Here is a 25,975-nt window from a genome sequence, read left to right as displayed (position 1 = left end):
CCGGGTTCCGCCGGGGCCGGCGGTCGAAGCCGCCGACCGAGGCGAAAGCGGCCGCCGACGGGGGCGCGGCCGCGTCAGCGGTCGCCGTAGTTGTACAGCGACTGGTTGACCGGCTCCACCGACGACGAGGTCTCGGTGGCGATGGTGGTGCCGACGAAGGCGAGCCCACCCGCCAGGGCCGCACCGATGGCGCAGGCGGCGACGATTTTGATCACGTGGCGTGCTCCTTCCGCGATACCGCACCGGGGGGGCGGTCCGGTCCGCCTGGAAACGAGACTAGAACCTGATACAGCTAGCGACCCGATAATTGCCCCAACTGTAACGAACCAGGCCGAGGCTTCCAAGACCGTAAGACCGTCATCTACCGGAGCTACGTGGTGATCTGGGAGTTCCAGGAGAAGCAGTCGGTCGCCGTCGTGAACGGTGCCGACGCCGCCGAGCGCAGATGAGAACCTGTTATCGCCTGCAAGCGGTCCGAGGGCGGTCTCCGCGTCGGCGCCGCTCAACCCTTCCGCGGCCCGCCGCTCCACCAGGATGTAGCGGATACCCAGATCCCCCAGGGCCCCGATGTAGCGTGCGGCGCCGGGGTCCGCGGCGTGCAGACGCTCGACCCGCCGGGCGGCCGCATCCTCCCCCTCGGCGATTCGTACGCCGCCGCCGGTGTCCACGCGCAGGTCGTCGTTCCAGACCGCCCGGCGCTCGAACAGCTTGGTGGCGGGATCGAGTACGACGACCCTACGTCCGTCCGCGCGCCAGTCAAGGCCGCGGTAGGCGCTCCACGGGAGTACCAGGACACGCCCCGGCCGAGGATCTCCGTTCACCAGGCGCTGCACCCGGTGCCACTCGTGGGGGTACTCGACGGCCACCAGGCGCCCCGCGGCCCCCCACAACAGGCCGGGCAAGAGCACGAAGGGCAGCAGCGCCAACCCCAGACCCACCAGCACACCGGCCCGCTCCCGACTCGGCCGCGCGGCCGGCTCGGACCCCGCTCCGGTCGTGCAGGCCCACAGCACGGCGCCGCCGACGCCCGCGGACTGGAGCAGGGCCAGCGGGGCGACATAGAGGTGGCCGTCGCGCAAGGGACCGAAGCCCGGCCACAGCGCGATCAGCGCCGCAAGCGCGTCGCGGCCGGGTTCGGTCACCCCGGCCAGTGCGATGAGCAGACCGCACGCGGCCGAGGCGGAGAGGCCCACTCCGAAACCTCCCGCCTCCCCGCGGCGCACCAGCCGCACCCACCCCGCGACGGCAGCCAGGGACAGCGTGAGCCGGCAGGCCGCCGGCACCGGCAGGTCGTACCACCGGGGTACGGCGTAGCCGTTCCAGATCCCGCCCAGCGAGAGCAGCGAACCGACCGCGCCGAAGGGGGTGTCGGCGCGCGGGGCGAACAAGTCGACGGCTGAGGGGTCCGCGCGCGCCCCGCTGCCCAGCGCCGGAACCAGCCACGGCAGCGACAGCACCGCGATCGCCGCCGCCATCGCACCGCCGGCCGCCAAGGCGCGCCGCGGCTCCCGTGCGCCCAGGACCGCCGCGGGCAGCCCCACCAGCGCCGACAGCACCATCGCGGAGAATCCGCCCGCCGCGGCGGGCAGTAGCGCCGGCACCACCCGGACGACGCCGCGGACACCGAGTGGGCGCGCCGCCGCAGCCGTCCGGACCGCTGCGGCCACGACCCACGGCAGCCCCGCATAGCCCAGCAGCATGGCCCACTGCCCCAGCAGCAGGCGCTCGGCGACGAAGGGGTTCCACACGTAGAAAACGGCCGCCGCGACCCGCGCGGCCGCCCGGCCCGCGAGGCCCGCGCCGCTCGCGGGACCGGCGGGGACGATGCGGCCCGCGCCGGCGCCGGCCAGCGTGAACACCGCCATCAGCAGCAGCGCTTGCGCCAGGTCGCCCGGCAGCAGCAGGCCCACTGCACCCAGCACCGCGTCGCTGGGTACCGCACGCGGGAACCCCCCGCCCCCGCCCAGCGTCACCTCCGAAAGCGGCGGATCCGGCACGGCGACCATGTCGTAGCTCAGCACGAAGCCCGATCCCAGCGCCGGTCCGAGCGCCAGGACGCCCGCCGCGGCGCCGACCGCCCACGGCAGCAGGCCCACGACGCGTTCGGCGGCGGCGAGCCGAGGGTGCGCGGCGGCCGTTCCTCCGCGAGCGGGACCGACGGGCGGCGGGCGCCCCGGAGGCCGACCGCTCATTCGCGCGCCTCGACGGTCACGGGCTCGGAGTAGCCGCCGCGCACGAAGTCGCGGTGGGCGCGGACGGAGAACTCCCAGCCCGAAGTTCCGGCGTCGGGGATCGGCCAGCGGGTGTCGCCGTTGACGACCGCGGCGCTGTGCCAGCCCCCGCCCCGCTGCGGCCCCTCGTCGTCGCGCGGCTCGCACTCCGGCGTGGGCGTCGGCGAATCGGGGGGTGCGGTCGCCGCGGGCCGGTCGCCGGGACCGGGCTGAGCGGGAGAACCCTCCCCCGCTCCGGACGACGGGGACGCGGCGGGAGGATCCGGGAGTGCACAGCGCAACGGACGCCGCCACACCTCGTAATGGGTCGCCGAGGGAACCTCTGCCCAGGTGAGCGCCTCTCCGTCCGGGCCGGGGCCGACCCCCTCCGGCGCCGGCGGCGGGTCGTCGTCCGGGGCGATCCGCACCGGCTCCGAGCGCGCTCCCCCGTCGTCGCCCTTGAACGGCTGGACGACGAACTCGTAGGTCGCCCCGGCGAGCAGCCGGTCGACGACCACGGACGGGCGCCGTTCCTCGCGGGAGGCGGAGACCTCGACCGGCAGGCGCACCTGTTCGTCGGGGTCGGGTCGCACGCGCTGCTGCAGGACGTGATAGCGGGTCGCGCCGGCCACCTGGTTCCAGGAGAGCCGTACGCCGGCGTCGCCGTCCTCGGCGCTGACCTCGGGCGCCTCGCGCGGCCCGGTGCGCACGTCGGGCAGCGGCCGCTCGTAGGGACCGCCCAGATTGAGGCTGCCGGCCAGGGCGTCGGCGAAGGCCGCGGCGATCTTCAGTTCGCCGCGGGCGTTGGGATGGGTGCCGTCCCAGGTGTCCTCGGCGGGAGAGAACCGGGAGGCGGTGCGGGCGACGGCCACCGGGGAGCGCCCGCCACTCATCTCGTCGGCCAGCCCGGGCAGGGCCGCGTTGAACCGGGCGACCCGGTCGTTGATCGCCTGGTCGGAGCCGCTACCCCAAACGGGCGTCAGCTCGCCGATCACCACCTGGACGCCGCTTTGGGCGACCCGTGCGGTGGTGACGGCGTCGCGCACGGCGGACAGCGCGTCGTCGACCGACGCGCCGTGGGCGAAGTCGTTGATCCCGGCCATGAACAGCAGGTAGTGGGGGTCGTGCCGGGCCACCTGACCGCCGACGCCGTGCGCGAGGTCGGTGACGGTCGCACCCCACCTGCTCGCGTGGTCGGTGTCGAAGCCGGAGTCGGCGTAACCGGCGGCTCCCTGCTCGCCGGCGACCACGTCGAACACGCCGTCGCGGGGACCGACGAACTCGACATCGAGGCCCGACCGCTTGCTCAGGTGGTTCCAGAGGCGGTAGCGCCAGGTGTAGTCGCCGCTGCTGCCCTGGGCGATGGAGTCGCCGGCGATCATGATGCGCGCCGTCCCCGGGGGCGGCGTGGCGACGGGCGAAGGGCCGGGCGTTTCGCCCGCTCCCTCGGGGTCGGCGGTGCGGAAGGTGCCCATGACGCTCTGGATCAGCAGCAGGGTGAGGAACATGGCCGCAACGGTGATTCCGAAGAGCCCGAGCGGGGTGGGCCGCAGCCGGGGCGGCGTGCCCTGTGAGCCCTTGCGCACCAGCACCCGCCCCAGACGCCGCCCACGGCCCCCGCCGGAGCCGGACTCGCCCTCGGATGCTGCGGCGGCCGCCGACGGCGCGGATGCACCGTCGGCTCCCGCCCGGTCACCGCTTTCGGCACCGCCTGGGACCGCCGCCCCGGCTTCCGCGGCCCGGGTGTCGGCGGCTGCGTCGCCACGGGGAGGCCGCGGACCGCCCGCGAGTTCGCCCGACCCGGGCCGGGACTCGTGTCCGTTGTGCGCGGTGTCGGGCGACGGTGCCGCGCCACCGTCGTCACCGGGGTCTGCGGGGTGGTCGCGGCGCGGGCGTGGAACGGTGCGGGCGAGTCGGCGGGCGAGGCGGCCGAGTCCGGTGCGGAGGCGGCCGAGGGGACGGTGCTCGCTGGCCACGCTGCGATCACCCCCGCCGGTTGCGCGCGGCCGGCATCGTCACGGCGGGCTCGATCGGTTGCACGATCAGGGGGCGGGGTGGCACTTGGGAGGTCCTCCGTGGCTGGTGGCTGGTCGGTTGCGAGCGGCGCGCCGCGGACGGCGGAGGCCCACGCCGGTGCGGGACCGGCGACGTCCGCATCACGATTGAACTTCACCGGAGCCGCATTTCGCACCCGGGTTCGTCCGCTTGTGGACGGCCGGCGGCGGCCGCGGGAGCGGAGCGGGCGCACCACCTGCCGACAACCCCAGTAGAACACGTACTCGAAATCCGGACGGAGCTCACCGTGCGCACCGCATTCCCCCACCGCACGGCACGCGATATCCCCATACGGCTCCGACTTGCCCGGACGGAGCGTTCCCGGCCGACAGACCGGCGCCGCCGCTCCAACCCGGCTCCGTCGGGAACAACCCGCGACCATCCCGGGGCACGCGATCAGAACTTGTTATATAGCCTCGAACGGCTAGGATCGGACCCCGCGTCCAGCCAGTGCGGGGCTCCGGTGGCCCGCGGCTCGGTCGCCGCGTCGGCGACGACTCCCCCGCGTCCCGTCCGGTACCTTCTCCCGAAGTCCGCTCGTCCGCACCCACCGCCCGTCCGCCCACGCCCGCGACGCCGACTGCGTGCCCGGCCCGAACCGGGTCGGCGGCGGCGCCGCATGAGGCGGCCCCGTCCGGAAAGGCGGCGCCCGTGACAGGTCTGATCGCCGCGCTGCTCTCCGCCGCGGTCTACTCGCTCGGCCTGGCCGTCGAGCAGCGGGCGCTGCACCGCGCCCCCGGTATCAGCGTGCACCGGCCGCTGCACCTGGCCCGCGTGCTCCTGGGCAACCCCCGCTGGGTCGGCGGCTGCGCGCTGGCCGCCGCGGGCAGCGTGGGGCTGATCGTCTCGCTGGGCCTCGCGCCGGTGTCGGTGGTGCAGCCCGCATTCGCCGGCGGGATAGCCACCATGCTGCTGGTCGTCTCCCTGGCCTTGGGCGAGCCCATCACCCGGGGCGAGAAGCTCGCCCTCGCGCTGATGCCCGCCGCCCTGTTGCTGCTGAGCCTCTCGCTGGACGCGAGCGGGAGCACCGGGACCACACCGCACCTGCCGCTGCTGCTCGGGGTCAGCGCGGCGACCGTCGTGGGCTGCGTCGCGGCGATGGCGGCCGCCGGGCGTGCGGGACGCTACGTCTCGGCGGCGGCGATGGGCGCCGCGGCCGGCTTGGCGCAGGGCGTCGCGGGCCTGCAGGGCAAGGCGGTCGGCGGGCTGCTCGCCGAGAACGGCCTGCTCGCCGCGGTGCCGACGGCACTCGCCTCGCCCTACCCTTATCTCTACGCGGTGGGCTGGGCTGTGGGCATCGTGCTGTTCCAGACGTCGATGCAGCGCTCCCGCGCCGCCGTGACCGCGCCCGTGGCCAACGTGACGGGCAACGTCTTCATGGTGGTGCTGGGCACGGTCGTGTTCGGCGAGGAACTGCCCGGTGATCCTCTCCAGCTCGCCCTGCGGATCGCCGGATTCGGGCTGACGCTGGTCGTCGTGGTCCTCATCCGCGGCAACGTGGCGCGCGCCGAGGCCGACACCGCCCGCACCCGCGCCGCGGACACAAGCACAGACGCGACGACTCCGCGGCGGACCGCCCCCGGGCACTGATCCTCCCCCCGCACCGCCGCACCGGTCAGGCCCGCACGGCCAGCGCCTGCCCCAGAGCGGGCGCCGCGACCTCGGCCCAGGCGGCGACGACGCCGCGCGGTTCGGCGAGCTCGCGGCGGCTGAGCAGCAGTCCCGGTTCGAGAACCCATGATCCCAGATCGGCCAGCAGCACCCGCAGGTCGTCCTCGACGGTGCGGCCGTTGCGCAGGTCCTCGACCACTGCCATCGGTACGGCCACGCCGTGCCCCAGCCCCACCTCGGGCAGGCGGTCCAGGAAAACCTTCAGCAGTCCGGTGTAGCTGCCGTGCGCCTGCGGGGTGGCGACCAGCAGCACGTCGCTGCGGCGCACGGTCTCCAGCGCCTCGACGACGTCCCGGCCGGGGCGCGCGGCCAGCAGCGCCGGACCGAGAGCGGCGAGGTCGACGACGTCGGTGCGGTCCGCCCCGGTCGGGGAGCCTTCACGCGGCGCGGCAGCCGACGAGCCGACGGGGCCGACGAGCGCCGCCAGCGTTCGGGCAGCTTCGGCCGCGGCGGCGCGCAGCGGCGATCCCGGTTCGGGTGCGGCGACGAGAACAGTGAAGCGGGTCATGTTCGTGCTCCTGGTGAAGGCGGCCGTTCGGGCCCGGCGGCCCGGGCGGGTGCTTTCGGATCGGCGGCGGCGTCTGCCGCGGGCACTGCGCACGGGTCGGCCGGATCCGGCCAGGACGGGGGCCCGGGGCGAACGCGCCCGGGACGGCGGTTACCGCGGCTCGATGCATCAGGGCACCGGAGGCACCGGGAGACGAGGACCGTAACCTCGATGTCCGCGGTCGGGAATCCCGGCGGCGGACGGCGCCGCCCTCCGGTTCCGGGCGAGGCGGGGAGCAGAACCCCGCCGGCGTCACCTGCGACAGAGCGCGCTGGCCTGCTGGCGCAGGTCGACGTGCAAGCGCTGGACGAGCAGCTCACCGGCGGACATGGTCTCCATAATGATCGGGGGTCCCGCTATCGTCAATGCGTGGCGGGCGGCGCAGCCCGCCCCTGCCGCGCCGCGGAAAGGCACCGGCCCGACCGCGGCGCCCTGGATTCCAGGGAGTATTCGGGGCCTGCTCAGTGCACCCGTCGGCAGAGGACGAACAGTGTGTTATCGGGCACAGGAGGACGCGCGACATGGGCCAAGGGCCGACCGGGACGACGCTGACGAACGCACGGCTGCTCACGCCCAACGGGGTGCGGGCCGGCTGGCTGCGGTCGGAGGACCAGCGCATCACGGCTCTGGGCACGGGTGAAGCACCGCAGAGCGACGGCGAGGCGGTCGACGCCGGCGGGCGATGGGTGATGCCCGGCGCGGTCGACATCCACATCCACGGAGGCACGGGGGCGGCTTTCACCGACGCCGACCCCGAGCGGACCATGCGCATCGTCGAGTTCAACCGCTCCCAGGGCGTCACCACACTCCTCGGGGGGCTGGTGGCCGCAGCGCCGAGCGACACTCTGGACCAGATCGCGGCCCTCGCGGAGGTCGCCGAGGCGGGCGGCATCGCGGGCGTCTACCTGGAGGGCCCCTACATCGCGCCCGGAAAGTGCGGGGCCCACGACCCCGCGCTGCTGCGCGATCCCGACACGGCCGAGTTCGCGCGAATGCTCAAGGCCGGACGCGGCCAGGTGCGGATGATCACCGTCGCCCCCGAGCTTCCCGGCGCGCTGGAGCTGATCCGCGCGGCCGTCTCCGAAGGGGTCGTCGCCGCCGTCGGCCACACCGAGGCCACCTACGACCAGACGCGCGCGGCGTTCGACGCGGGCGCGACCGTCGCCACCCACATCTACAACCAGATGCGCCCGCTGCACCACCGCGAGCCCGGTCCCATCGCCGCGGCCCTCAACGACGAGCGTGTCACCGTCGAACTGATCAACGACGGCGTCCACGTCCACCCCGGCGCCGCGCGCCTGGTTTTCGACAACGCCGGCGGCGACCGCGTGGCGCTGATCACCGACGCCATGTCGGCCACAGGACTGGGCGACGGCGAATACACCCTGGGCAAGCTGCGGGTGCGCGTCGAGGACGGCCGCGCCCGCATCGCCGAGACCGGCCAGATCGCCAGCAGCACGATCGTGCTGCCCGACGCCGTCCGCCGGGCCGTGCACACCATGGGGGTGAGCCTGGAGACGGCCGCGCACGCGGCGACCTCCGTTCCCGCACGCGCCCTGAACCTGTCCGGTGTAGGATCGCTCACCGCCGGCGGCAAGGCCGATCTGCTGCTGCTCGACGACGACCTGTCCGTGGCCGGGGTCATGCACGAGGGCACCTGGATCCGCCGCCCCTGATCCGCCCTGTTCGGGCCGGTGCGGTCCGGCGCCCCCGCGGCGGGCCCCGGCCGCCCGCGTCCGGGCTGAAACGCCCCGAGGGGCCTCTCACCCCCGGAAGGCGATTCCCGCCAACCTGGCCACCAGGTTTGCGGGAGTCGGTATGTTCGCCTGCGAAGAGCCACCAGTGGCGATAGCCATGTGGCTGAGGGCGGCCTTTCGGGTAGCCCTGTTCGATACACAAGTGCCGCAGCCCCGGAGGGTTTCTCGATGGACATCGACGTGTCGGTGGTCGTGCCGACGTACAACACGTCGCAGGGGGTGCTGCGCGGGCTCGAATCGCTCCGGAGCCAGTCCCTGTCGCGCGATCGCTTCGAGGTGATCTATGTGGACGACGGCTCCACGGACGGCACCGGCGAACTCCTCGACGCAGAAGTCGCCGACGAGCCCAACTTCTCCGTCGTCCACATCGACAACTCCGGCTGGCCGGGCCGCCCCCGCAACATCGGGGTCCAGCACGCCCGCGGCAGCTACGTGTTCTTCATGGACGACGACGACCGCCTCGGCCCCGAGGCGCTCGAACGCCTCCACCACAAGGCGGTCGAGGACGAGGCCGACATCGTCGTGGGCCGCATGGCCGGTGTGGGCCGCAACACCCCGCGAGAGATCTTCCAGAAACCGATGTCGCAGGGATCACTGCGCACTCATCCGGTGCTGCTGAGCACGCTGACAGTGCAGAAGTTGTTCCGCCGCGGCTTCCTCCTCGACAACGGACTCTCCTTCCCCGAGGGCAAGGTCCGCCTGGAGGACCACATCTTCATGCTGCGCGCCTACCTGGCGACCGACCGGGTATCGGTCGTGCACGATTACACCTGCTACTACTGGGTGCGCAACAAGGGTTTCGGCAACATCTCCTTCGCCCGCAAGGAGCCCGCGGAGTTCCTGGAGAGCATCGAGCGGATCTTCGACACCATCGAGGAGCACGTCGAGCCGGGTCCCTTCCGCGACCACCTGATCGCCCACTGGCTGCGCTCCAAGCTCCTCGGCCTCTACCAGGGCCCGAAGTTCCTGCGCCAGGACCCCGAGGTGATCACCCAGATGCACCGGATCGGCGCCGAGCTGGTGCGCCGGCGCGTCACCGACGGCGCCCTCTCGCGGCTCAACGCCTTCGCCCGGCTGCGTGCCGCCGCGCTGACCGCCGACGATCCGGATCTGCTGCGGCCGGTGGCCGAGTTCGAGGAGGACATGGTCCACCGCACCCGCATCACCGGGTTCCGCTGGGAGGGCACCGAGCTGGTCGTCGGCACCGAGACCACGCTGCAGCGCAAGTCGACGGGCGAACCGGTGGAGTTCGTGCGCGAAGGAGAATCCGTTTACTGGGACCTGCCCGAGAAACTGCTCGCGGTCCCCGCGGTCAAGGAGGCGGCCGAGATCAGCGCCCAGCTCGGCAAGCCCACCTATCGTGCCTACGCCTCCCGCTCGGACGACCCCTCCGTCATCAAGCTCCCGCTGAACGCCGAGCCCCGCGAGGAACCCGGCGCGGCCCCGGACCGCATCCGCCTGCGCCTGACGGGCTCCATGCGCGTCGACGCCGCGACCGCCGACCACGGCGGACCGATCGGCGGCCTGTGGTGGTTCAGCACCCGCCTGGTGATCGGCGGGCTGGGCGACAACCACACCCTCGGCCCCGACCACACATCCGCGGCGGAGTACACGCGCGCCCCCGCGTTCATCGGTTCCGGGCAGTCGGCGCGGTTCGTCAACCCCTACTTCGGCTCCGGGGACGTGCTCACCCTCTCCGCGACCGGGAGTTGGCGCCCGCTGCGCCGCGCCCTGCGTACCGGCCTCCCCTCGACCGTCTCGCGCACCACCTCGGGGCTGCGCGTGGAGATCCCGCTGGCCGTGCACGCCGCGGACTCCGGCGCCCTCACCCTCACCTGCACCGCCGACGGCCGGGCCGCCGTCAGCGCCTCGGCCCGCGTCTACGCACCGCAGCGCCACCCGGACGGCCTCGAACTGCCGGTGTCCGTCCTCAGCGCCACAGTGCCCGTGGCGTCGGGCCGCGGCGTGCTGCACCTCGGCGTCGGCGAGGGCGACGACCACACGCCGCTGGGCCTCGACGTTTACTGGACCCCCCTGGGCCGGCGCATCGGACGCGCGCAGGGGTCGCTGGCGAGGCGCTGCATGGTCACGCTCAACCGGCGGATGCGGCGCGCGGCAGGACGGCTGCCGCGGCCGCTGCGCGCGGCTCTGAGGCGGAACCGGGGCATACTGCGGCCCTCGGGCGCCCAAACCGCCGATGCCGAGCAGCACGCCGCCGATCAGGCGGACGCCGCCGACTCAGGGGTGCTCACTGCCCAAAGTCCCAAGCGGTAGCTTCCTCATTCGGCGGTTGCGGCGATGAGGGCACGAAGCGCGCCCCGCCCCATCGCCGCACCCGCACCGGCACCGCTCGGAGGAGGCGGGAGCCGGTCAACCGGCGTGTCGCGCGTACTTTATGCGGTAATAGAACCACACAAAGTGACAATGGCGGAGACACGGAGAGTGCGACCCGCTGAACAGAGGAGGCCGTTGTGGCCGACCGCCCCGCCCACCGCAACCGTTCCACTCCCACGACGATCGCCGACTCGGGCGGACGCGCCGACCTGTCGCGTCTGGCGACGGCTGTGACGCACTACGGAGTGCGGGCCCGCGTCGTGGACGACACCGCTCCGTACCTGCGGGTCGGCAACCCGGAATCGGACTACGCCGAGGAGGACGTCTACTGCGAGCCCCGCAGCCACGGCCACGACTTCGTCGCGTCGTTCGGCGTCCATCTCGGCAGCAGCGACAGTATCGAACCGACCGCCCGAAAGGTCGCCTGGTTGGTCGGCGCCGCCGACGAGAGCTGAACGTACCGCGCGGCCCCGGCTCCGCGTCCGACGCGCGCAAGGCCCCGGTCCCGCGCGGGACGGGGGCCTTGTCGGAAGAACACAACGGCCCGCCGGGAAGACGGCCGGAGGCCGTCGACCACAGCGGGCCGGCCCGGGGGCCCGGGGGCCGCCCCCCGGAAAAACACAACGGCCCGCCGGGAAGACGGCCGGAGGCCGTCGACCACAGCGGGCCGGCCCGGGGGCCCGGGGGCCGCCCCCCGGAAAAACACAACGGCCCGCCGGGAAGACGGCCGGAGGCCGTCGACCACAGCGGGCCGGCTCGTGGAGGTGGCGGGAATCGAACCCGCGTCCTTCGATGACGCATCAGGGCTTCTCCGAGCGCAGTTCGCGCTAGCGTTCTACTCGGCTCCAGCGCTCCCGCGAACGGGTCGCTGACGAGCCCAGCCACGTAGATGTCCCGCTCAGGCCCCGTGGCCTGATCCGAGCGGTGAGTCCTCTGAACGATGCCGGACACTGGACCGAGGACGAGTCCAGGCCGACAGAGTCGCTATCGCTTAGGCGGCGAGAGCGAGCTCAGTGCGCTTGGAATTGGCACTTGTGTTTAGTGCGATGCAGGATTTACGAGGTTACAGTCGCAACCCTCGGCTCGCTTCCCCTGAGACGGCGATCGAAGTCGAAACCGATCACCCCCGCTGTGCTGTTTTCAACGGGCCTGAGCCCGCAACCGGGGCCGCCGTGGCAACCCCTGCGATCCAACGCTACAGGTAGAACACACGCCGGACCAAGCTGATTCCCGCTATCGGTGCTGTTTCGCGATCTTCGGCGGGATCGGCGCCGAGCCGCAGCCCGGTCGCCGTCCCCGCCCGCGGCCGCCGGAAGGGGGTGCGCGCATAGAAGAATCCCTCGCGGGCGCGGACGGGAACCATCAACGCTGCCCGCGAGGGCGGCCGGCAGGGTCGGGCCGGCCCTTTATTTCGGCAGGGCCTCCCCCGAGACGAGGTCCTGCTCTCCGACTGGTTCCGCAACCCCCTTTGCGGTCCCAGTCACCCGTGAAGACGCATCCCAGCCCCTAGATGGTTGCCTCTTCACGGAGCTTTTTCTCACCTGCGACAACACACCGCGGGCCGATGCCATTCCCGGCACCGGCCCCGTACTTGCGCCGAAGCGCCTATTCGCCGGCTACGCCGCCGGCCTCGGAGGGGTCCGCACTCGGCGCGGCCTCGGCATCGGACGAGCCGCCCTGCCGACCGCCGCCTCCCGTACCGGAGGACTGAGGGTTCTGCCGGGCCAGCTTATCGGCGTAGCCGGGGGGCAACTGCTGCAGGAACGCCCCGGCTGCGTTCACCGCGTACTGCTCCCACAGCTGGATCGACGGGTGCACCTCGGCTACCAGGGCGAAGGCGAGGTCACCCTGGTAGCCGACGAACCACTGCACCGCCGTCTCGTCGCCGCGCACCTTCTGTGTGGTGTTGGCGACCTGCCCGTGCACCGGCACGGTCCCGACGTCGGCGGTGACCGCGCCGACCTCCACGGCCGAGCGCATCATCCGCTGCACCGGCTTCACCGCCTGCCGGTCGAGCCGACGGGTCTCACCGGAGGGCACGTTGGCGGCCTCGTCGTCGGCCACCAGCCTCGGCGGGCGCCACGTCCCATCGCTGATCGCCCCGGCGGCCAGGGCCATCGACAGCGGGCTGACACGCACCTGGTCGGTGCCCGCCATGGCGGCGGCGACCTGGCCGGGCCCTTCGGGAGTGCGGAAGGTGCCGTTGAACGTGGGCACCGACAGCCGCCAGTCGCCGCCGATACCGAAGTCGCGCGCGGCCGACTCGATCGCCTCGCCGCCGACTTTCTCACCCATCCGCGCGAAGGCGGTGGTGCAGGAGTAGGTGAAGTTGGTGCCCAGGTCGGGTGTGCCCGACAGCCCGGTGTTGTTGGGGGTGGTGAACGAGCGTCCGCCGACCTCGGTCTGGTTGTCGCAGCCCATGGTGTCGTCCGCGGAGTAGGCTCCGCTCTGCAGCGCGGCGGTGTAGGACACGATGCTGAACGCCTCGCCGGGGCGGTATTCGGCGGTGAACGCGCCGTCGTCGGCACCGCCCTGGTTGCCCACCGCGGCCAGGACTTCGCCGCTGCTCGCGTCCAGCGCCACCAGGTACCCCCGGGCGGGCAGTGTCTCCAGTGCCGCCTCGCCCGCCTCCTGGGCCCGGATGTCCAGGGTGGTGGCCAGCGAACCGCTCTGCATGCCGGGCCACGAGTGCAGGACCCCGGTCTGGTCGCCCTTGCCGTCGAGGGTGACGACCTTGGTCGTGGCCGTGCCCGCGAGACGCTGCTGGAAGACGTTCTGCAACCCGGTCAGCCCGACCGTGTCCCCCGCCTGGTAGGTGCCCGCCACCCGCGATGAGACGTTGTGCTCGGCGGTGCCGGCCACTTCGCCGATGACCGATTCGGCGGTGCGGGGCTTGAGCTGCATGTCGAGCGGCCGGGTCTGCACGCCCGGGATCGACTTGGCTCGCCGCTGCACCTTGTCGCCGACCTCACCCGTTCGCGTCAGCACCAGCGGCTGGAACTCCTCGGGCGGTGCGGAGCGGACCCGGTCCAGCAGCGGACCGTCGTCCTCGCCCAGCAGCTCGGCGAGTTCGGCCACCCCGCGGTCGGTGTCCCGCATCTCGGCGGGCACCACGCCGAACGCGGTCACTTGGGTGGTGCCGACCAGCGGCTTTCTGTTGCGGTCGTGGATCTGCCCGCGGTCGGGGACATCGTAGCTGACGGCGATGCGCTCGTCGGCTCCGAGGTCGGGATGGATGACCGACGGCGACCAGTCGATGAGCCATCCCTGGGGGCCGTCGCGCAGCGGCATCGTGCCCTCGTAGCTCCACACGGGGTCGCCGATGCCCAGGTCGGCCTGGGCGCCGAACTCGGCTTCGGCCGTGTCACCGTCCTGGCTGATGTGCCCCAGCGAGAAGCGCAGCCCGGCGAGGTCCAGCTGGGCGCCGTTGTCCTCCAGGGCGGCGGCGACCTTCTCGGGATCGCCGTCGGTGTAGGCCGCGGCGGAGGAGTAGTCGCCCGCCTGCCATGACAGCAGGAAGTTGCGCACCGCGACCTCGGGCGAGGGCTGGGTGGTGCATCCGGTGACCACCGCGGCGACGGCGAGCCCGGTACTTGCTGCTAGCAGACGGCGGAGGTGACGGGGGGACACCCTGGCGATCCTTTCACAACGCCTCAGCGCCGGCGCCGCAGTGCGCGCTCGATGTCGCGCTTTGCCTCGCGCTCGGCGATGTCACGGCGTTTGTCGTAAGTGCGCTTACCACGCGCCAACGCGATCTCGACCTTGGCCTTGCCCTCGCTGAAGTACAGCGACAGCGGAACCAGGGTGCGACCCGCCTCCTGGGTCTTGCCGATGAGGCGGGCGATCTCCTCGCGGTGCAACAGCAGCTTACGCGGTCTGCGAGCGGCGTGGTTGGTCCACGTCCCCTGCGAGTACTCGGGGATGTGGACGTTCTCCAGCCACACCTCGCCGTTCTTGACCTGGGCGAAACCCTCGACCAAGGAGGCGCGCCCGGCCCGCAGCGACTTCACCTCGGTACCGGTGAGCACGATGCCCGCCTCGTAGGTGTCGTCGATGTGGTAGTCGTGGCGGGCGCGCCGGTTCTGCGCGATGAGCTTGCGCCCTTTCTCCCGTGGCACAGGAATTCCCTTTCTCCAGCGCTGGCGTCCAGCGGGCCGCCGTCGGCCGCTGGGACCTACACCCGCAGGTAGCGCCGCAGCGTGAGGAACGAGGCGACCGTGCACAGCAGGACACCAAGGATCAGCGACACGCCGATGACCGACAGCAACGACCCGGTCGAGAGCGTGACGTCGAACTGGAACCACTCCTGAATCCGTGTGAGCAGCAGGAACCGGGCCGCGACGATGAATCCGGAGGCGATGATGCCACCGATCAGGCCCGCGATCGCGCCTTCGAGCAGGAACGGAAGTTGGATGTAGAAGTTCGACGCACCGACCAGGCGCATGATCCCGGTCTCCTTGCGTCGATTGTAGGCGGCCAATCGCACGGTGTTGCCGATCAGCAGCGCGGCGGCGGCCAACTGCACGAACGAGACGGTCAGCGCGGCCGCGGTGAGGCCGTCGAGCAGCCCGAAGAACTGCTCCAGCACCGCCTGGTCGTCGTAGATGGTGTCGATACCCGCGCGGCCCTCCATCTCGTTGGCCACGGCCTGGTACTTGGTCGGATCGACCAGCTGCACCCGGAAGTTGTCGGGGATGTCGCCCTTGCGGACGGCGTCGACCATGGCCTGGTTGTTGGAGAACCGCTCCTGGAAGTCCTTGAACGCCTGCTCAGCCGTGACGTACTCGACGCTCTTGACCTGGCTCATCGACTCCAGGTCGCTCTGGATCTGCTGACGCTGCTCGTCCGTGGCCGGACCGTTCTCCTCACATGTGGTGGAGTTGGAGACCTCCGTGCACATGTAGATGGTCAGGGTCACGCGCTCGTCCCAGTACTGGCGCATCTGCGACACCTGCTGGTTGATCAGCAGACCGCCGCCGAACAGGGCGAGGGAGATGGCCACCGTGGTGATGACCGCCACGGTCATCGTCAGGTTGCGACGCAGACCGATCCAGATCTCGGAAAGTACGAATTGTGCACGCATGAGAGTTAAGGGTCCATCCTCGTGGGCTTCGCCGCGCTGCACTGACCAACGCAGGAGCGCTGGCAGGCCCGAGCGTCAGTACGCCTGTCCGTAGACGCCGCGGGTCTGGTCGCGCACGACCTCGCCCTCTTCGAGCTCGATGACGCGCTTGCGCATCGAGTCGACGATGGCGGCGTCGTGGGTCGCCATGACAACGGTCGTCCCGGTCCGGTTGATTCGGTCGAGCACCTTCATGATGCCGATCGACGTGGCGGGGTCGATGTTCCCCGTGGGCTCGTCAGCGAGCAGGATCTGCGGGCGGTTCACGAACGCCCGCGCGATGGCGACCCGCTGCTGCTCGCCGCCCGACAGCTCGTCGGGCATGCGGTCGGCCTTGCCTTCGAGGCCGACGAGTTCGACGACCTCCGGGACGACCTTGCGGATGAAGCGCCGCGGCTTGCCGATCACCTCAAGGGCGAAGGCGACGTTCTCGAAGACGTTCTTGTTCGGCAGCAGCCGGAAGTCCTGGAAGACGCAGCCGATGCGGCGCCGCAGGTGCGGAACCTTCCAATTGGACAGGCGCGCCAGGTCCTTTCCGGCGACGTGCACCCGGCCCTTGTTCGGCTTCTCCTCCTTCAGGACGAGCCGGAGGAACGTTGACTTGCCCGAGCCGGAGGGGCCGACCAGGAAGACGAACTCGCCCTTGTCGACGTCGATGGAGACGTTCTCCAGTGCGGGGTGTTTCTGGGTCGTATAGACCTTCGAGACGTTCTCAAAGTGGATCACGGCAGCATCACAAGGTTCTCGGAGGTAGGGGCGCCTCAGCGGATGACTGGGTCCACAGGAGGCAGTACCGGCCACAGGGCCAATCGTCAGTGTAGAGGTGTTCGCAACCCGGAATGTCCAAATCGACCCGCAACCCTCGCAAGGGGGTGCCGATGCGGGCGGATGCTCGGGCGGCCTCGACCATACACGGCTGATCGGCCTCGGCTGTCTACCAGACAGCGAAACAGAGCATATCGGAAGTGTCAATCGGTGGTAACGTTCACGTATACCGCCGGGTCGTGATCGGCCGCCGGCAGGGCGATGCCGACCACACGGCACCGCCCCCGCGAGTCAGCTCTCGCCGCCGCCCTCGTGGCTGCGCAGCCACCGGATCTCGGCGTCGACGAACGAATCGATCTCGCCGTCGAGCACACCCTGGGTGTTGCCGCTCTCGGCGCCGGTGCGCACGTCCTTCACGCTCTGGTAGGGGTGCAGCACGTAGTTCCGCATCTGCGTCCCCCAACTGCTGAAAGTCTCGCCGCGCAGCTCATCGATCTCGGCCTGCTCCTCGCGGCGCTTGCGCTCCAGCAGCTTGGCCTGCATCATCCCCATCGCCGTGGCCTTGTTCTGGATCTGGCTCTTCTCGTTCTGGCAGGTGGTGACGACGCCGGTGGGGAGGTGGGTGATCCGCACCGCGGAGTCGGTGGTGTTGACGCTCTGCCCGCCCGGGCCGCTGGAACGGTAGACGTCGATGCGCAGTTCGTTCTCGTCGATTTCGATGTGGTCGCTCTGCTCGACGACCGGGACGACGTCGACTCCCGCGAACGAAGTCTGGCGCCGGTTCTGGTTGTCGAACGGCGAGATCCGCACGAGCCGGTGGGTGCCGTGCTCACCGCGCAGGGTCCCGTAGGCGAAGGGGGCCTTGACCACGAAGCTCGTGGACTTGATGCCGGCTTCCTCGGCATAGGAGGTCTCATAAATCTGCGTGGGGTAGCCGTGCCGCTCGGCCCAGCGCAGGTACATGCGCTGCAGCATCTGCGCCCAGTCCGCCGCGTCGATGCCGCCAGCCTGGGAGTTGATGCTCACCAGCGCCTCGCGCTCGTCGTAGGGGCCGCTGAGCAGGGTGCGGATCTCCAGATCGCCGACGTCGGAGCGCAGCGTCTCCAGCTCGTTATCGGCCTCGGCACGGGTGTCGGGGTCGTCCTCGGAGGCGGCGAGCTCGTAGAGCACGCTCAGGTCGTCCAGCCGGCGGCGGATCGTGCCGACCTTGCTCACCGTGGATTCCAGGTGGGCCAGCCTGCGGGTGACCTGCTGGGCTTGGTCGGGGTCGTTCCACAGCTCCGGGTCGGCAGCCTGCTCACGCAGCTCCTCGATCTCGCGCTGCTTGGCATCGAGGTCGACGACGGCCTCCACACTCGCCAGCGTCGACGAGAGTTCCTTGATCTTGTCTGCGGGGTCTAGGTCTGCCACGTGCTCAAGTCTAGGGTGTCGCACGCGCACTGCCTGCCACGGCCGCGGCCGCCCGGGTCGCAGCGGACCCGGGCGGCGCGGGGTCACTCCTCGGCGGAGACCAGCAGCGAGCGCACCGAGCGCAGCGCCACCGACAGCGTGGCCAGGTCGAACTGGTCGGCCTCGCGGATCTCGCGCATCGTCTGCTCCGAGCGCTCCACCGCCACCCGGTTGCGCTCCAGCCAGCGCCGGCGCAGCGCGTCCGGCGGCTCCCCTTCCTCGCCGCTCTGCAGCACCGCCCGGGTCAAACCCGCGTGGGCGGCATAAAGGTCGTCGCGCAGTCCCGCCCGGGCCATGGTCACCCACCGGTCGGTACGCGGCAGCGCGATGATCCGCTCGCGCAGGGAGCCGATCTGCAGGCTTTCGGCCAGGTCGAAGTAGACCTCCGCGACGTGCGGCAGCGGGCGCTGCGTGCGGTGGGCGACCGAGACCAGGTCGAAGGTCGAGTAGGCCGGCACCATGCCCGCGACCCGCTCGGCCAGCTGTTCGGGCACGCCGTCCTTGGTGAAGCGGTCGCGCCGCTCGGTGAACATGCGCAGGTCGCGGCCCTGCAGCAGCCGCGGCAGCTGCGGGACGATCTCGGCCACGCCTTCGGCGAAGAAGGCGACCTCCTCGCCGACGTCGAAGGGCGATTTGCGGTTGCGCAGCAGCCATCGCGCGCCGCGCTCGGTCAGTTTGCGGACCTCCAGCAGCAGCGCCAGTTGCACGTCGAGGTCGATCCAGTGGTCCAGATGCTCGATCTCGTGCCACAGCTCGCGCAGCCCGAAGACCTCGCGCACCACCAGGTAGGCGCGTGCGATGTCGTCGGGCGCGGCCCCCAGCTCCTCGCCGATGCGGAAGGCGAAGGTGGTGCCGCCGCGGTTCACCATGTCGTTGACGACCTGGTTTGCGACGATCTCGCGGCTCAGCGGGTGCTCGGGCATCACGTCGGAGAAGCGCCGGCGCAGCGCGGTGGGGAAGTACTCCACCAGCGTCTCGCGCAGGTAGGGGTCGCCGGGCAGATCGGAGCCGGCGACCTCGTCCTTGAGGGTGATCTTGGTGTAGGCGAGCAGGGTGGCGAACTCCGGGCCCGTCAATCCCTCCCCCGCGCTGCGCCGCGACGCGATCTCCTCGTCGTCGGGCAGCTCCTCCAGTTTGCGCTTGAGCAGGCCCTCGCGTTCGAGGCGGCGCATGTAGCGGGCGTGGACGTGCATCATGGAGCCGGCCTGCTTGCGGGCCGCGGCCAGCACCACGTTCTGCGCGTAGTTGTTGTCCAGCACCAGATCGGCGACCTCGCCGGTCATGCTCATGAACAGCTCGTCGCGCTCGTCCTTGGTGAGATCGCCCTTGGCGACCTCGCGATCGAGCATGATCTTGATGTTGACCTCGTGGTCGGAGGTGTCCACACCGCCGGAGTTGTCGATGAAGTCGGAGTTGATCCGGCCGCCGTTGCGGGCGAATTCGATCCGCGCGGCCTGAGTGAGACCGAGGTTGCCGCCTTCGCCCACGACCTTGCAGCGCAGATCGGCGCCGTCCACCCGCAGGGGGTCGTTGGCCTTGTCGCCGACGTCGGCGTCGGACTCCGCGGAGGACTTGACGTAGGTGCCGATGCCGCCGTTCCACAGCAGGTCGACGGGCGCGGCCAGGATGTACCGGATCAGCTCGTAGGGGGCGAGTGCGGTGACGTCGCTGCCGATGCCCAGCGCTTGGCGGACCTGCGGAGTGATCGCGATCGACTTGTCGGTGCGCGAGTACACGCCGCCCCCGGCGGAGAGCGTCTGCGTGTCGTAGTCGGCCCAGGTGCTGCGCGGCAGGTCGAACATGCGCCGCCGCTCGGCGAAGGAGCGCTCCGGGTCGGGATCGGGGTCGAGGAACACATGGCGGTGGTCGAACGCGGCGACGAGCCGGATGTGCTCGGAGAGCAGCATGCCGTTGCCGAAGACGTCGCCGGACATGTCGCCGACCCCGACCGCGGTGAAGTCCTCGTTCTGCACGTCGACGCCGAGCTCGCGGAAGTGGTACTTGACCGACTCCCAGGCGCCGCGGGCGGTGATGCCCATCGCCTTGTGGTCGTAGCCCACCGAGCCGCCGGAGGCGAAGGCGTCGCCCAGCCAGAAACCGCGGTCGACGGCGATGCCGTTGGCGATATCGGAGAACGTGGCGGTGCCCTTGTCGGCGGCGACCACCAGATAGGAGTCGTCGCCGTCGTAGCGCACGAGCCGGTCGGGGTGGGCGACCCGGCCGCCGACCCGGTTGTCGGTGACGTCGAGCATCCCGCTGATGAACTGCTTGTAGCAGGCGACGACCTCGGCCTGCACCGCCTCGCGGTCGCCGCCGGCGGGCAGCTGCTTGCAAACGAAGCCGCCCTTGGCGCCGCTGGGCACGATGACGGAGTTCTTCACGGTCTGCGCCTTGACCAGGCCCAGGATCTCGGTGCGGAAGTCCTCGAAGCGGTCGGACCAGCGCAGCCCGCCGCGGGCGACGGTGCCGAAGCGCAGGTGCACGCCCTCCATCCGCGGCGAGTAGACGTACATCTCGTAGCGCGGGCGCGGTGCGGGCAGGTCGGGGATGCCCCGCGGGTCGAGCTTGTAGACCAGGTAGGGCTTGGGGGACTCGCCGCCCCCCTGGTAGTAGCTGGTACGCAGCGTGGCCTCGACGGCGGCCAGGAACGAGCGCAGGATGCGGTCCTGGTCCAGGCTGGCCACGGCGTCCAGCTCGCCGCGGATCTCCTCGGTGATGGCCTCGCTGCGTTCCTCGCGCCCGGCTTCGCGCTCGGGGTCGAAGCGGGACTCGAACAGCCGCACCAGCAGGTTCGCGATGTGCACGTTGGCCACGAGCACATCGGCGATGTAGGCGGGGCTGAACGTACTGCCGGTCTGGCGCAGGTACTTGGCGTAGGCGCGCAGGATGGTCAGCTGGCGCCAGTCGAGGCCGCCGCGGATCACCAGGGCGTTGAACCGGTCGGACTCGCCGCGGCCCTGCCACAGCGCGGTGAACGCCTCCTCGAAGAGGAATTTGAGCCGGTTGGGCGGCAGTTCGACGGCGTCGGTGACGGGCGCCAACCCGAAGTCGTAGATCCAGGCGCGCCCGGTCTCGGTGCCGGCGACGCCGTAGGGGCGCTCGTCGCGGACCTCGACCCCCATGTGCTCCAGCAGGGGCAGCACCCGCGAGAGCGAGATGGGGTCGCCCTTGCGGTAGACCTTGAGCCGCCACTCGCCGGGCTCGGCGGCGGCCGGGCGGTAGAGGTTCACGGCCAGTTCGTCGCCGCCGAGCACGTCGAGCCGGTAGATGTCGTCGACGGCGACGGAGGCCGGGGTGTCGACCTTGTAGCCCTCGGGCAGCGCGGAGCCGTAGCCGTGGTGCAGCTCGCCGGCGCGGTCGGCGCCGAAGCGGGCGCGCAGTTCGTCGGAGAGGTCGTCGTCCCAGGATCGGGTGGCCGCGACGACCTCGGCCTCCAACGCGGCGTGGTCGACGTCGGCGAGGATGCTGCCGCGCTCGGCGCGCACCACCAGGTAGAGCTGGGCAAAGGGCGCCGAGCCGACCGTGACGCCGTGGTCCATGGTGGCGCCCTCGAACGCCCGGCTCATCACCTGCTGGATCTGCAGCCGCACATCGGTGTTGTAGCGGTCGCGCGGCATGTAGACCAGGCAGGACATGAACCGGCCGTAGGGGTCGCGGCGCAGGAAGAGCTTGGTTCCGCGGCGCTCGCGCAGGCGCAGCACCCCGAGCACGATGTCGTAGAGCTGGTCGACGGAGGTCTGCAGCAGCTCCTCGCGCGGGAAACCCTCCAGGATCTCGATGAGGTCCTTGCCGTCGTAGCTGTCGGGGTCGAAGCCGGCCGTGTCGAGCACTTCGGCCTGCTTGCGCTTGAGGATGGGGATCTGCGCGATGCTCGTGGTGACGGCTTCGTGGGTGTAGAGGCCCAGGAAGCGGTACTCGCCGACGACGCGGCCCTGCTCGTCGAAGCGCTTGACGCCGATGTAGTCGAGGTACTTGCGGCGGTGCACGGTGGCGCGGGAGTTGGCCTTGGTCAGCACCAGCACGTGGGGTTCGCGGGCCTTGGCGCGGGCTTCGGGCGGCAGTGCCGCGAAGCTCTCGGAAACGGAGGCGTCGGCGCGCAGCAGTCCCAGTCCGGTGCCCGCGCGGGGGCTCAGGCCGAGCCGCTCGCCGGGCTCGTCGGAGTCGGCGGGGGCGCCGGTGCCGACGGCGTCGGCGTCGGCGGTGTCTTCCGCCGGGGCGCTGACCAGCGTGTACTCGCGGTAACCCATGAAGTGAAAGTGGCGGTCGGCCACCCAGCGCAGGAACTCCACGCTCTCGGACATCTCGCGGGCGTCGACGCCCGCGGCGGCCAGGCGGTCGGCGGAGCCGGCGATCTCGTCGGCCAGCAGCAGGGCCCGGCGGCGCATCCGGCCGGAGTCCGCGTCGACGTTGTGCACGTCGGCGAGCACGCGTTCGAGGTCGTCGGCGAGCTCCTTGTGGGCGGTCGGGCCGCTCAGGCGGTCGATCTCCAGGTGCATCCAGGACTCCTGGAGCGGGATCAGACCGTCGGGGTCGGCGTCGGGCGCGGGCTCGATCTCGTGCAGGCCGCCGGCGACGTCGCGTGCCACCCGCAGCTGCGGGTGGATGACCAGGTTGTAGCCGATCCGGCGGCGGCCGAGCTCCATGGTGACCGAGTCGACCAGGAAGGGGGCGTCGTCGGTGACGATCTCCACGACCGAGTGCCCGGTCTCCCAGCCGTCCCGGTCGCGGTCGGGAGTGTACACGCGCACTTTCGCCCGACCCTGGGGCCGGTGCCGAGCGAACCCCAGGTGGGCCGCTGCCGGGCCGCAGATGCCGGCGGGGCCGCGCTCCTGCAGTTCGTCGGTGGCGACGTGGCGGTAGTAGTTCGCGAGGAACCGCTCGATCCCCGCGGGATCGCCGGCGCCGTCGCCGGTGAACCGGGGCCAATCGGAGCAGTGCGCCACCGCGTCACGCAGCAATCGGTCCTGAACGGCGTCTGACTGGCCGGACATCGTGCGACCTCACTCCCTTGTGAGTCCTAGGGGGCAGCCCCGGACCGGCGAAGCGGTTCGGCGGGACGTCGGGGTCCTTCTGCAGTTGTCGGACGCCGAGTGTGGGCGCCCGGGTTCCGGTCCCGCTCCGGTGGTCGCCGGGGCGGGAATCCTGTGCGCACAGGTGCGGTTCGCCGGCCGGACTCCGTTGTCCGGCCCCGCCGCGGCCCAGGTTACTGGTTCGGGTCCCGCGGATTTGTGATCAACACCGTTAACTGTGCGTATCGGCGGTAAGGAGCGGATTGCGCAACCGCGCGAACGCGGATGCCCCACGTACAAGGTACGCGCGGGGCCGTTGACGGCAAGGGCCGCGGCCGCTGCCGGTCACCGGAGTGAGCGGGGCCGCCGACGCGGGTAGACGGGGTGCTCACCCCGCGCCCGCCACGGCGGTGGCCTCGCGCACCGCCCCGAGCAGCCGCTTGGGGTCGGTGAGGTCCTCCAGCACGTGTTTCGCGCCGGCGGCCCGCAACTGGGACTCGGTGGCCGAACCGCTGACCACCGCGACGGGGGTGGCGTGCCCGATGATGGCGGCCTCGACGTCGCGCGGTGAGTCGGTGATGTAGACGGTGGCCCACTCGGGAAAGTCGGAACCGTGGGCCTGGGCGGCGCGCATCCGGGTGAACTGGATGAGGCTGGCCTTGGGGTAGTGCTCGGAGCCGAACCCGCCGATGCTGAGATCCAGATAGCCGTCGAGGCCGAAGGCCGCCAGCTTGGCGACGGCGTTGGACATGATCGTTCCGGTCACCACGGTCTGCACCGTGTCCTCCAGCCCCGCCACGGCCGCCAGCGCCGCCTGGGCGCCGGGCATGGCCCGGCCGCGCGCCGTGAGCTGGTCGCGACGGCGCGCGAAGCCTTCGCCCAGCGCGTCGATGAAGTCCGACAGCGGTTCCTCACCCGGTTCCAGCCGCACGTCGTTGCGGGCCAGGAACTCGAAGAAGACCTCGGAGTCGGTGCGGCCGCCGGTGGACGCCAGATACACCAGCGGGACGCCCGTCACCCGCTCGAACGCCTCGGCGTAGGCCGCGCGGGTCACCTGGGCGACGTCGACGAGCGTCAGGTCGATATTCCACAACACCAGCCGGCTGATGGCAGTCTCCTCAGGGGGAAAGGGCGTGCGGGCATTTCATCACAATTCTGCCGCACGCCGGAACCGCCCGGACGGCGGCGTCCACAGGCGCCTCAGCACCTTCGGACCGCCGCCCGCGGCAGGGGGCTGCGCCGGAACGCCGCGAGGCACCGCGCCGACGCTGCGAGGGGCGCCGCGCCACAACCGTAGTCCATGCCGCCGGCGGGCTCCCCGCTCCGAGGCCCCGCACTCCCGTCGCCCCTGGGAGACGTCGGCCGGTCAGCCCATGTGCGGGTAGCGCCAGTCGGTCGGCGGGACGAACGCCTCCTTGATGGCGCGCGGGCTGACCCAGCGGGCCAGGTTGAACACCGAGCCGGCCTTGTCGTTGGTGCCGCTGGCGCGGGCGCCGCCGAAGGGCTGCTGGCCGACGATCGAGCCCGTGGGCTTGTCGTTGATGTAGAAGTTGCCGGCGGAGAACCGCAGGGCGGCGTCGGCGCGGGCGATGGCGTCGCGGTCGCGGGCGATGACCGCGCCGGTCAGCGCATAAGGCGCGATGTCGGCCATCTGCGCCAGTACCTGGTCGTAGCGGTCGTCGTCGTAGACGTGTACCGCCAGGATCGGGCCGAAGTACTCGGTGTGGAACACCTCGTCCTCGGGGTCGGTGCACTCCAGCACCGTGGGCTCGACGAAGTAGCCGACGCTGTCGTCGGCGCCGCCGCCCGCGAGCACGGTGATGGAGCCCGTGTCCCGGGCCCGCTTCAGGGCCGCGGCGTTCTTGGCGAAGGCGCGGTCGTCGATGACGGCGCCCATGAACGTCGACACGTCGCCGGTGACGTCGCCCATGGTCAGCTGCTGGACCTCGTCGAGCAGGTCGTCGCGCAGCGACGACCACACGCTGCGCGGGATGTAGGCGCGGGAGGCGGCCGAGCACTTCTGGCCCTGGTATTCGAAGGCCCCGCGGATGAGCGCGGTGCGCAGCACGCCGTGGTCGGCCGAGGGGTGGGCGACGATGAAGTCCTTGCCGCCGGTCTCGCCGACGATGCGCGGATAGGAGTGGTACTCGGCGATGTGCTCGCCCGCGGTGCGCCACAGGTGCTGGAAGGTGCCGACGGAGCCGGTGAAGTGGATGCCGGCGAGATCGGGCTGGGCCAGGGCGGTCTCGGAGACCGCGTGGCCGTCGCCGGTGACCATGTTGATCACGCCGGGCGGCATGCCCGCCTCCTCCAGCACCCGCATCACGTAGTGGGCGGAGTAGGTCTGGGTGGGCGAGGGCTTCCACACCACGACGTTGCCCATCAGCGCGGGCGCCGTGGGGAGGTTACCGGCGATCGCGGTGAAGTTGAACGGGGTGATCGCCAGGACGAAGCCCTCCAGCGGCCGCAGCTCCTGCCGGTTCCACACCCCGCGGACGGAAATCGGCTGCTCGGCGTAGAGGCGGCGGGCGAAGGAGACGTTGAAGCGCCAGAAATCGATGAGTTCGCAGGCGGCGTCGATCTCGGCCTGCTGGATCGACTTGGACTGGCCCAGCATGGTGGCGGCGTTGACCCGGGCGCGGTGCGGCCCGGCGAGCATGTCGGCTGCCCGTAGCAGGACGGCGGCGCGGTCGTCGAAGGACATCGCCCGCCAGGCGGGCGCGGCGGCGCGGGCGGCCTCGATCGCCCGGCGGACCTCGCCGGAGGTGGCGTTGCTCATCCGGCCCAGCACGTGGCCGTGCCCGTGGGGTTTGCGCGCCGGGATCAGCTCACCGCCGCCGAGGCTGCGCTCACCGCCGATGACCTGGTGGATCTCGGTCTCCTCGGCCGACTGGCGCGCGATCTCCGCTTCGAGCTCCACCCGCTCGGGAGTTCCCGGCGCGTAGGTCAGGTTGGGCTCGTTGACGGGTACGGGAACGTCGGTCACGGCATCCATCGCACTGCCTCCCGATCGGGGTACGGCGGCGGGGCCCGGTCGGGGCGGGCGCGGGGTGTGC

At 71.5% G+C, this 25,975-nt stretch carries 15 protein-coding genes and 1 other RNA gene; 4 read left to right on the top strand and 12 right to left on the bottom strand.

Features of this window, described 5'->3' with window-relative positions; translation table 11 throughout:
* Positions 1-74: 74 nt before the first annotated feature.
* Both EKD16_RS04740 and EKD16_RS04735 read right to left on the bottom strand, forming a co-directional pair.
* Positions 75-2,192 carry a hypothetical protein gene (locus tag EKD16_RS04740; protein ID WP_207391634.1) on the bottom strand — a complete coding sequence of 706 codons (2,118 nt, stop codon included), beginning with the start codon at positions 2,190-2,192 and terminating at the stop codon, positions 75-77.
* On the bottom strand, positions 2,189-4,186 hold the full coding sequence (locus EKD16_RS04735; protein ID WP_242677235.1) for a GDSL-type esterase/lipase family protein: 1,998 nt from the start codon (positions 4,184-4,186) through the stop codon (positions 2,189-2,191). The genes EKD16_RS04740 and EKD16_RS04735 overlap by 4 nt, the downstream gene beginning before the upstream one ends.
* Before the next feature lie 730 nt (positions 4,187-4,916).
* Between EKD16_RS04735 and EKD16_RS04730 the strand changes: the two genes are divergently transcribed.
* Positions 4,917-5,855, top strand: a complete 939-nt coding sequence (locus EKD16_RS04730) for a hypothetical protein (protein ID WP_131097272.1) — start codon at positions 4,917-4,919, stop codon at positions 5,853-5,855.
* Positions 5,856-5,880: 25 nt separating this feature from the next.
* On the opposite strand, the gene EKD16_RS04725 is transcribed toward EKD16_RS04730, so the two are convergent.
* On the bottom strand, positions 5,881-6,444 hold the full coding sequence (locus EKD16_RS04725; protein WP_131097271.1) for an NADPH-dependent FMN reductase: 564 nt from the start codon (positions 6,442-6,444) through the stop codon (positions 5,881-5,883).
* A 560-nt stretch (positions 6,445-7,004) separates the two neighbouring features.
* Between EKD16_RS04725 and nagA the strand changes: the two genes are divergently transcribed.
* The 3 genes from nagA (at position 7,005) to EKD16_RS04705 (ending at position 11,029) form a co-directional block, all read left to right on the top strand.
* Positions 7,005-8,159, top strand: a complete 1,155-nt coding sequence (gene nagA, locus EKD16_RS04715; RefSeq protein ID WP_131097270.1) for an N-acetylglucosamine-6-phosphate deacetylase — start codon at positions 7,005-7,007, stop codon at positions 8,157-8,159.
* Between the two features lie 249 nt (positions 8,160-8,408).
* Complete coding sequence (locus EKD16_RS04710; RefSeq protein ID WP_131097269.1) at positions 8,409-10,514, top strand: glycosyltransferase family 2 protein; 2,106 nt, start codon at positions 8,409-8,411, stop codon at positions 10,512-10,514.
* Between the two features lie 197 nt (positions 10,515-10,711).
* Positions 10,712-11,029 carry a hypothetical protein gene (locus EKD16_RS04705; protein WP_242677234.1) on the top strand — a complete coding sequence of 106 codons (318 nt, stop codon included), beginning with the start codon at positions 10,712-10,714 and terminating at the stop codon, positions 11,027-11,029.
* Positions 11,030-11,330: 301 nt separating this feature from the next.
* Here the strand turns inward: EKD16_RS04705 and ssrA are convergent.
* The 9 genes from ssrA to pruA form a co-directional block, all read right to left on the bottom strand.
* Positions 11,331-11,702, bottom strand: a transfer-messenger RNA (tmRNA) gene (gene ssrA / locus EKD16_RS04700).
* A 477-nt stretch (positions 11,703-12,179) separates the two neighbouring features.
* The gene (locus EKD16_RS04695; RefSeq protein ID WP_131097268.1) at positions 12,180-14,204 is read right to left on the bottom strand and encodes a penicillin-binding transpeptidase domain-containing protein; all 2,025 of its coding nucleotides are present in this window, start codon (positions 14,202-14,204) and stop codon (positions 12,180-12,182) included.
* 23 nt (positions 14,205-14,227) lie between these two features.
* Positions 14,228-14,692: an SsrA-binding protein SmpB gene (gene smpB, locus EKD16_RS04690; RefSeq protein WP_131097267.1), complete on the bottom strand. Its 465-nt coding sequence runs from the start codon at positions 14,690-14,692 to the stop codon at positions 14,228-14,230.
* A gap of 56 nt (positions 14,693-14,748) precedes the next feature.
* Entirely contained in the window at positions 14,749-15,657 is a 909-nt protein-coding gene (gene ftsX / locus EKD16_RS04685; protein ID WP_207391430.1) for a permease-like cell division protein FtsX, read from the bottom strand.
* Between the two features lie 75 nt (positions 15,658-15,732).
* Entirely contained in the window at positions 15,733-16,422 is a 690-nt protein-coding gene (gene ftsE / locus EKD16_RS04680; protein WP_131097266.1) for a cell division ATP-binding protein FtsE, read from the bottom strand.
* 330 nt (positions 16,423-16,752) lie between these two features.
* Complete coding sequence (gene prfB, locus EKD16_RS04675) at positions 16,753-17,871, bottom strand: peptide chain release factor 2 (protein ID WP_131097265.1); 1,119 nt, start codon at positions 17,869-17,871, stop codon at positions 16,753-16,755.
* 83 nt (positions 17,872-17,954) lie between these two features.
* On the bottom strand, positions 17,955-22,901 hold the full coding sequence (locus EKD16_RS04670) for an NAD-glutamate dehydrogenase (protein ID WP_131097264.1): 4,947 nt from the start codon (positions 22,899-22,901) through the stop codon (positions 17,955-17,957).
* Positions 22,902-23,307: 406 nt separating this feature from the next.
* Positions 23,308-24,012, bottom strand: coding sequence for an HAD family hydrolase (locus EKD16_RS04665; RefSeq protein WP_207391429.1), 705 nt, complete (start codon positions 24,010-24,012; stop codon positions 23,308-23,310).
* A 273-nt stretch (positions 24,013-24,285) separates the two neighbouring features.
* Positions 24,286-25,914, bottom strand: coding sequence for an L-glutamate gamma-semialdehyde dehydrogenase (pruA, locus tag EKD16_RS04660; protein ID WP_131097262.1), 1,629 nt, complete (start codon positions 25,912-25,914; stop codon positions 24,286-24,288).
* Between the last annotated feature and the right edge of the window lie 61 nt (positions 25,915-25,975).

The organism is Streptomonospora litoralis (assembly GCF_004323735.1).
GTDB classification, from domain to species: domain Bacteria; phylum Actinomycetota; class Actinomycetes; order Streptosporangiales; family Streptosporangiaceae; genus Streptomonospora; species Streptomonospora litoralis.
The sequence above is the reverse complement of the archived record's forward strand: the minus strand, read 5'-3'. Positions and strand labels throughout refer to the sequence as shown.

Coding starts and splice junctions, on each gene's coding strand:
- EKD16_RS04740 (WP_207391634.1), bottom strand. CDS start 2,192: ATGAGCGGTCGGCCTCCGGGGCGCCCGCCGCCCGTCGGTCCCGCTCGC.
- EKD16_RS04725 (WP_131097271.1), bottom strand. CDS start 6,444: ATGACCCGCTTCACTGTTCTCGTCGCCGCACCCGAACCGGGATCGCCG.
- nagA (WP_131097270.1), top strand. CDS start 7,005: ATGGGCCAAGGGCCGACCGGGACGACGCTGACGAACGCACGGCTGCTC.
- EKD16_RS04710 (WP_131097269.1), top strand. CDS start 8,409: ATGGACATCGACGTGTCGGTGGTCGTGCCGACGTACAACACGTCGCAG.
- ftsX (WP_207391430.1), bottom strand. CDS start 15,657: ATGCGTGCACAATTCGTACTTTCCGAGATCTGGATCGGTCTGCGTCGC.
- EKD16_RS04670 (WP_131097264.1), bottom strand. CDS start 22,901: ATGTCCGGCCAGTCAGACGCCGTTCAGGACCGATTGCTGCGTGACGCG.
- pruA (WP_131097262.1), bottom strand. CDS start 25,914: ATGGATGCCGTGACCGACGTTCCCGTACCCGTCAACGAGCCCAACCTG.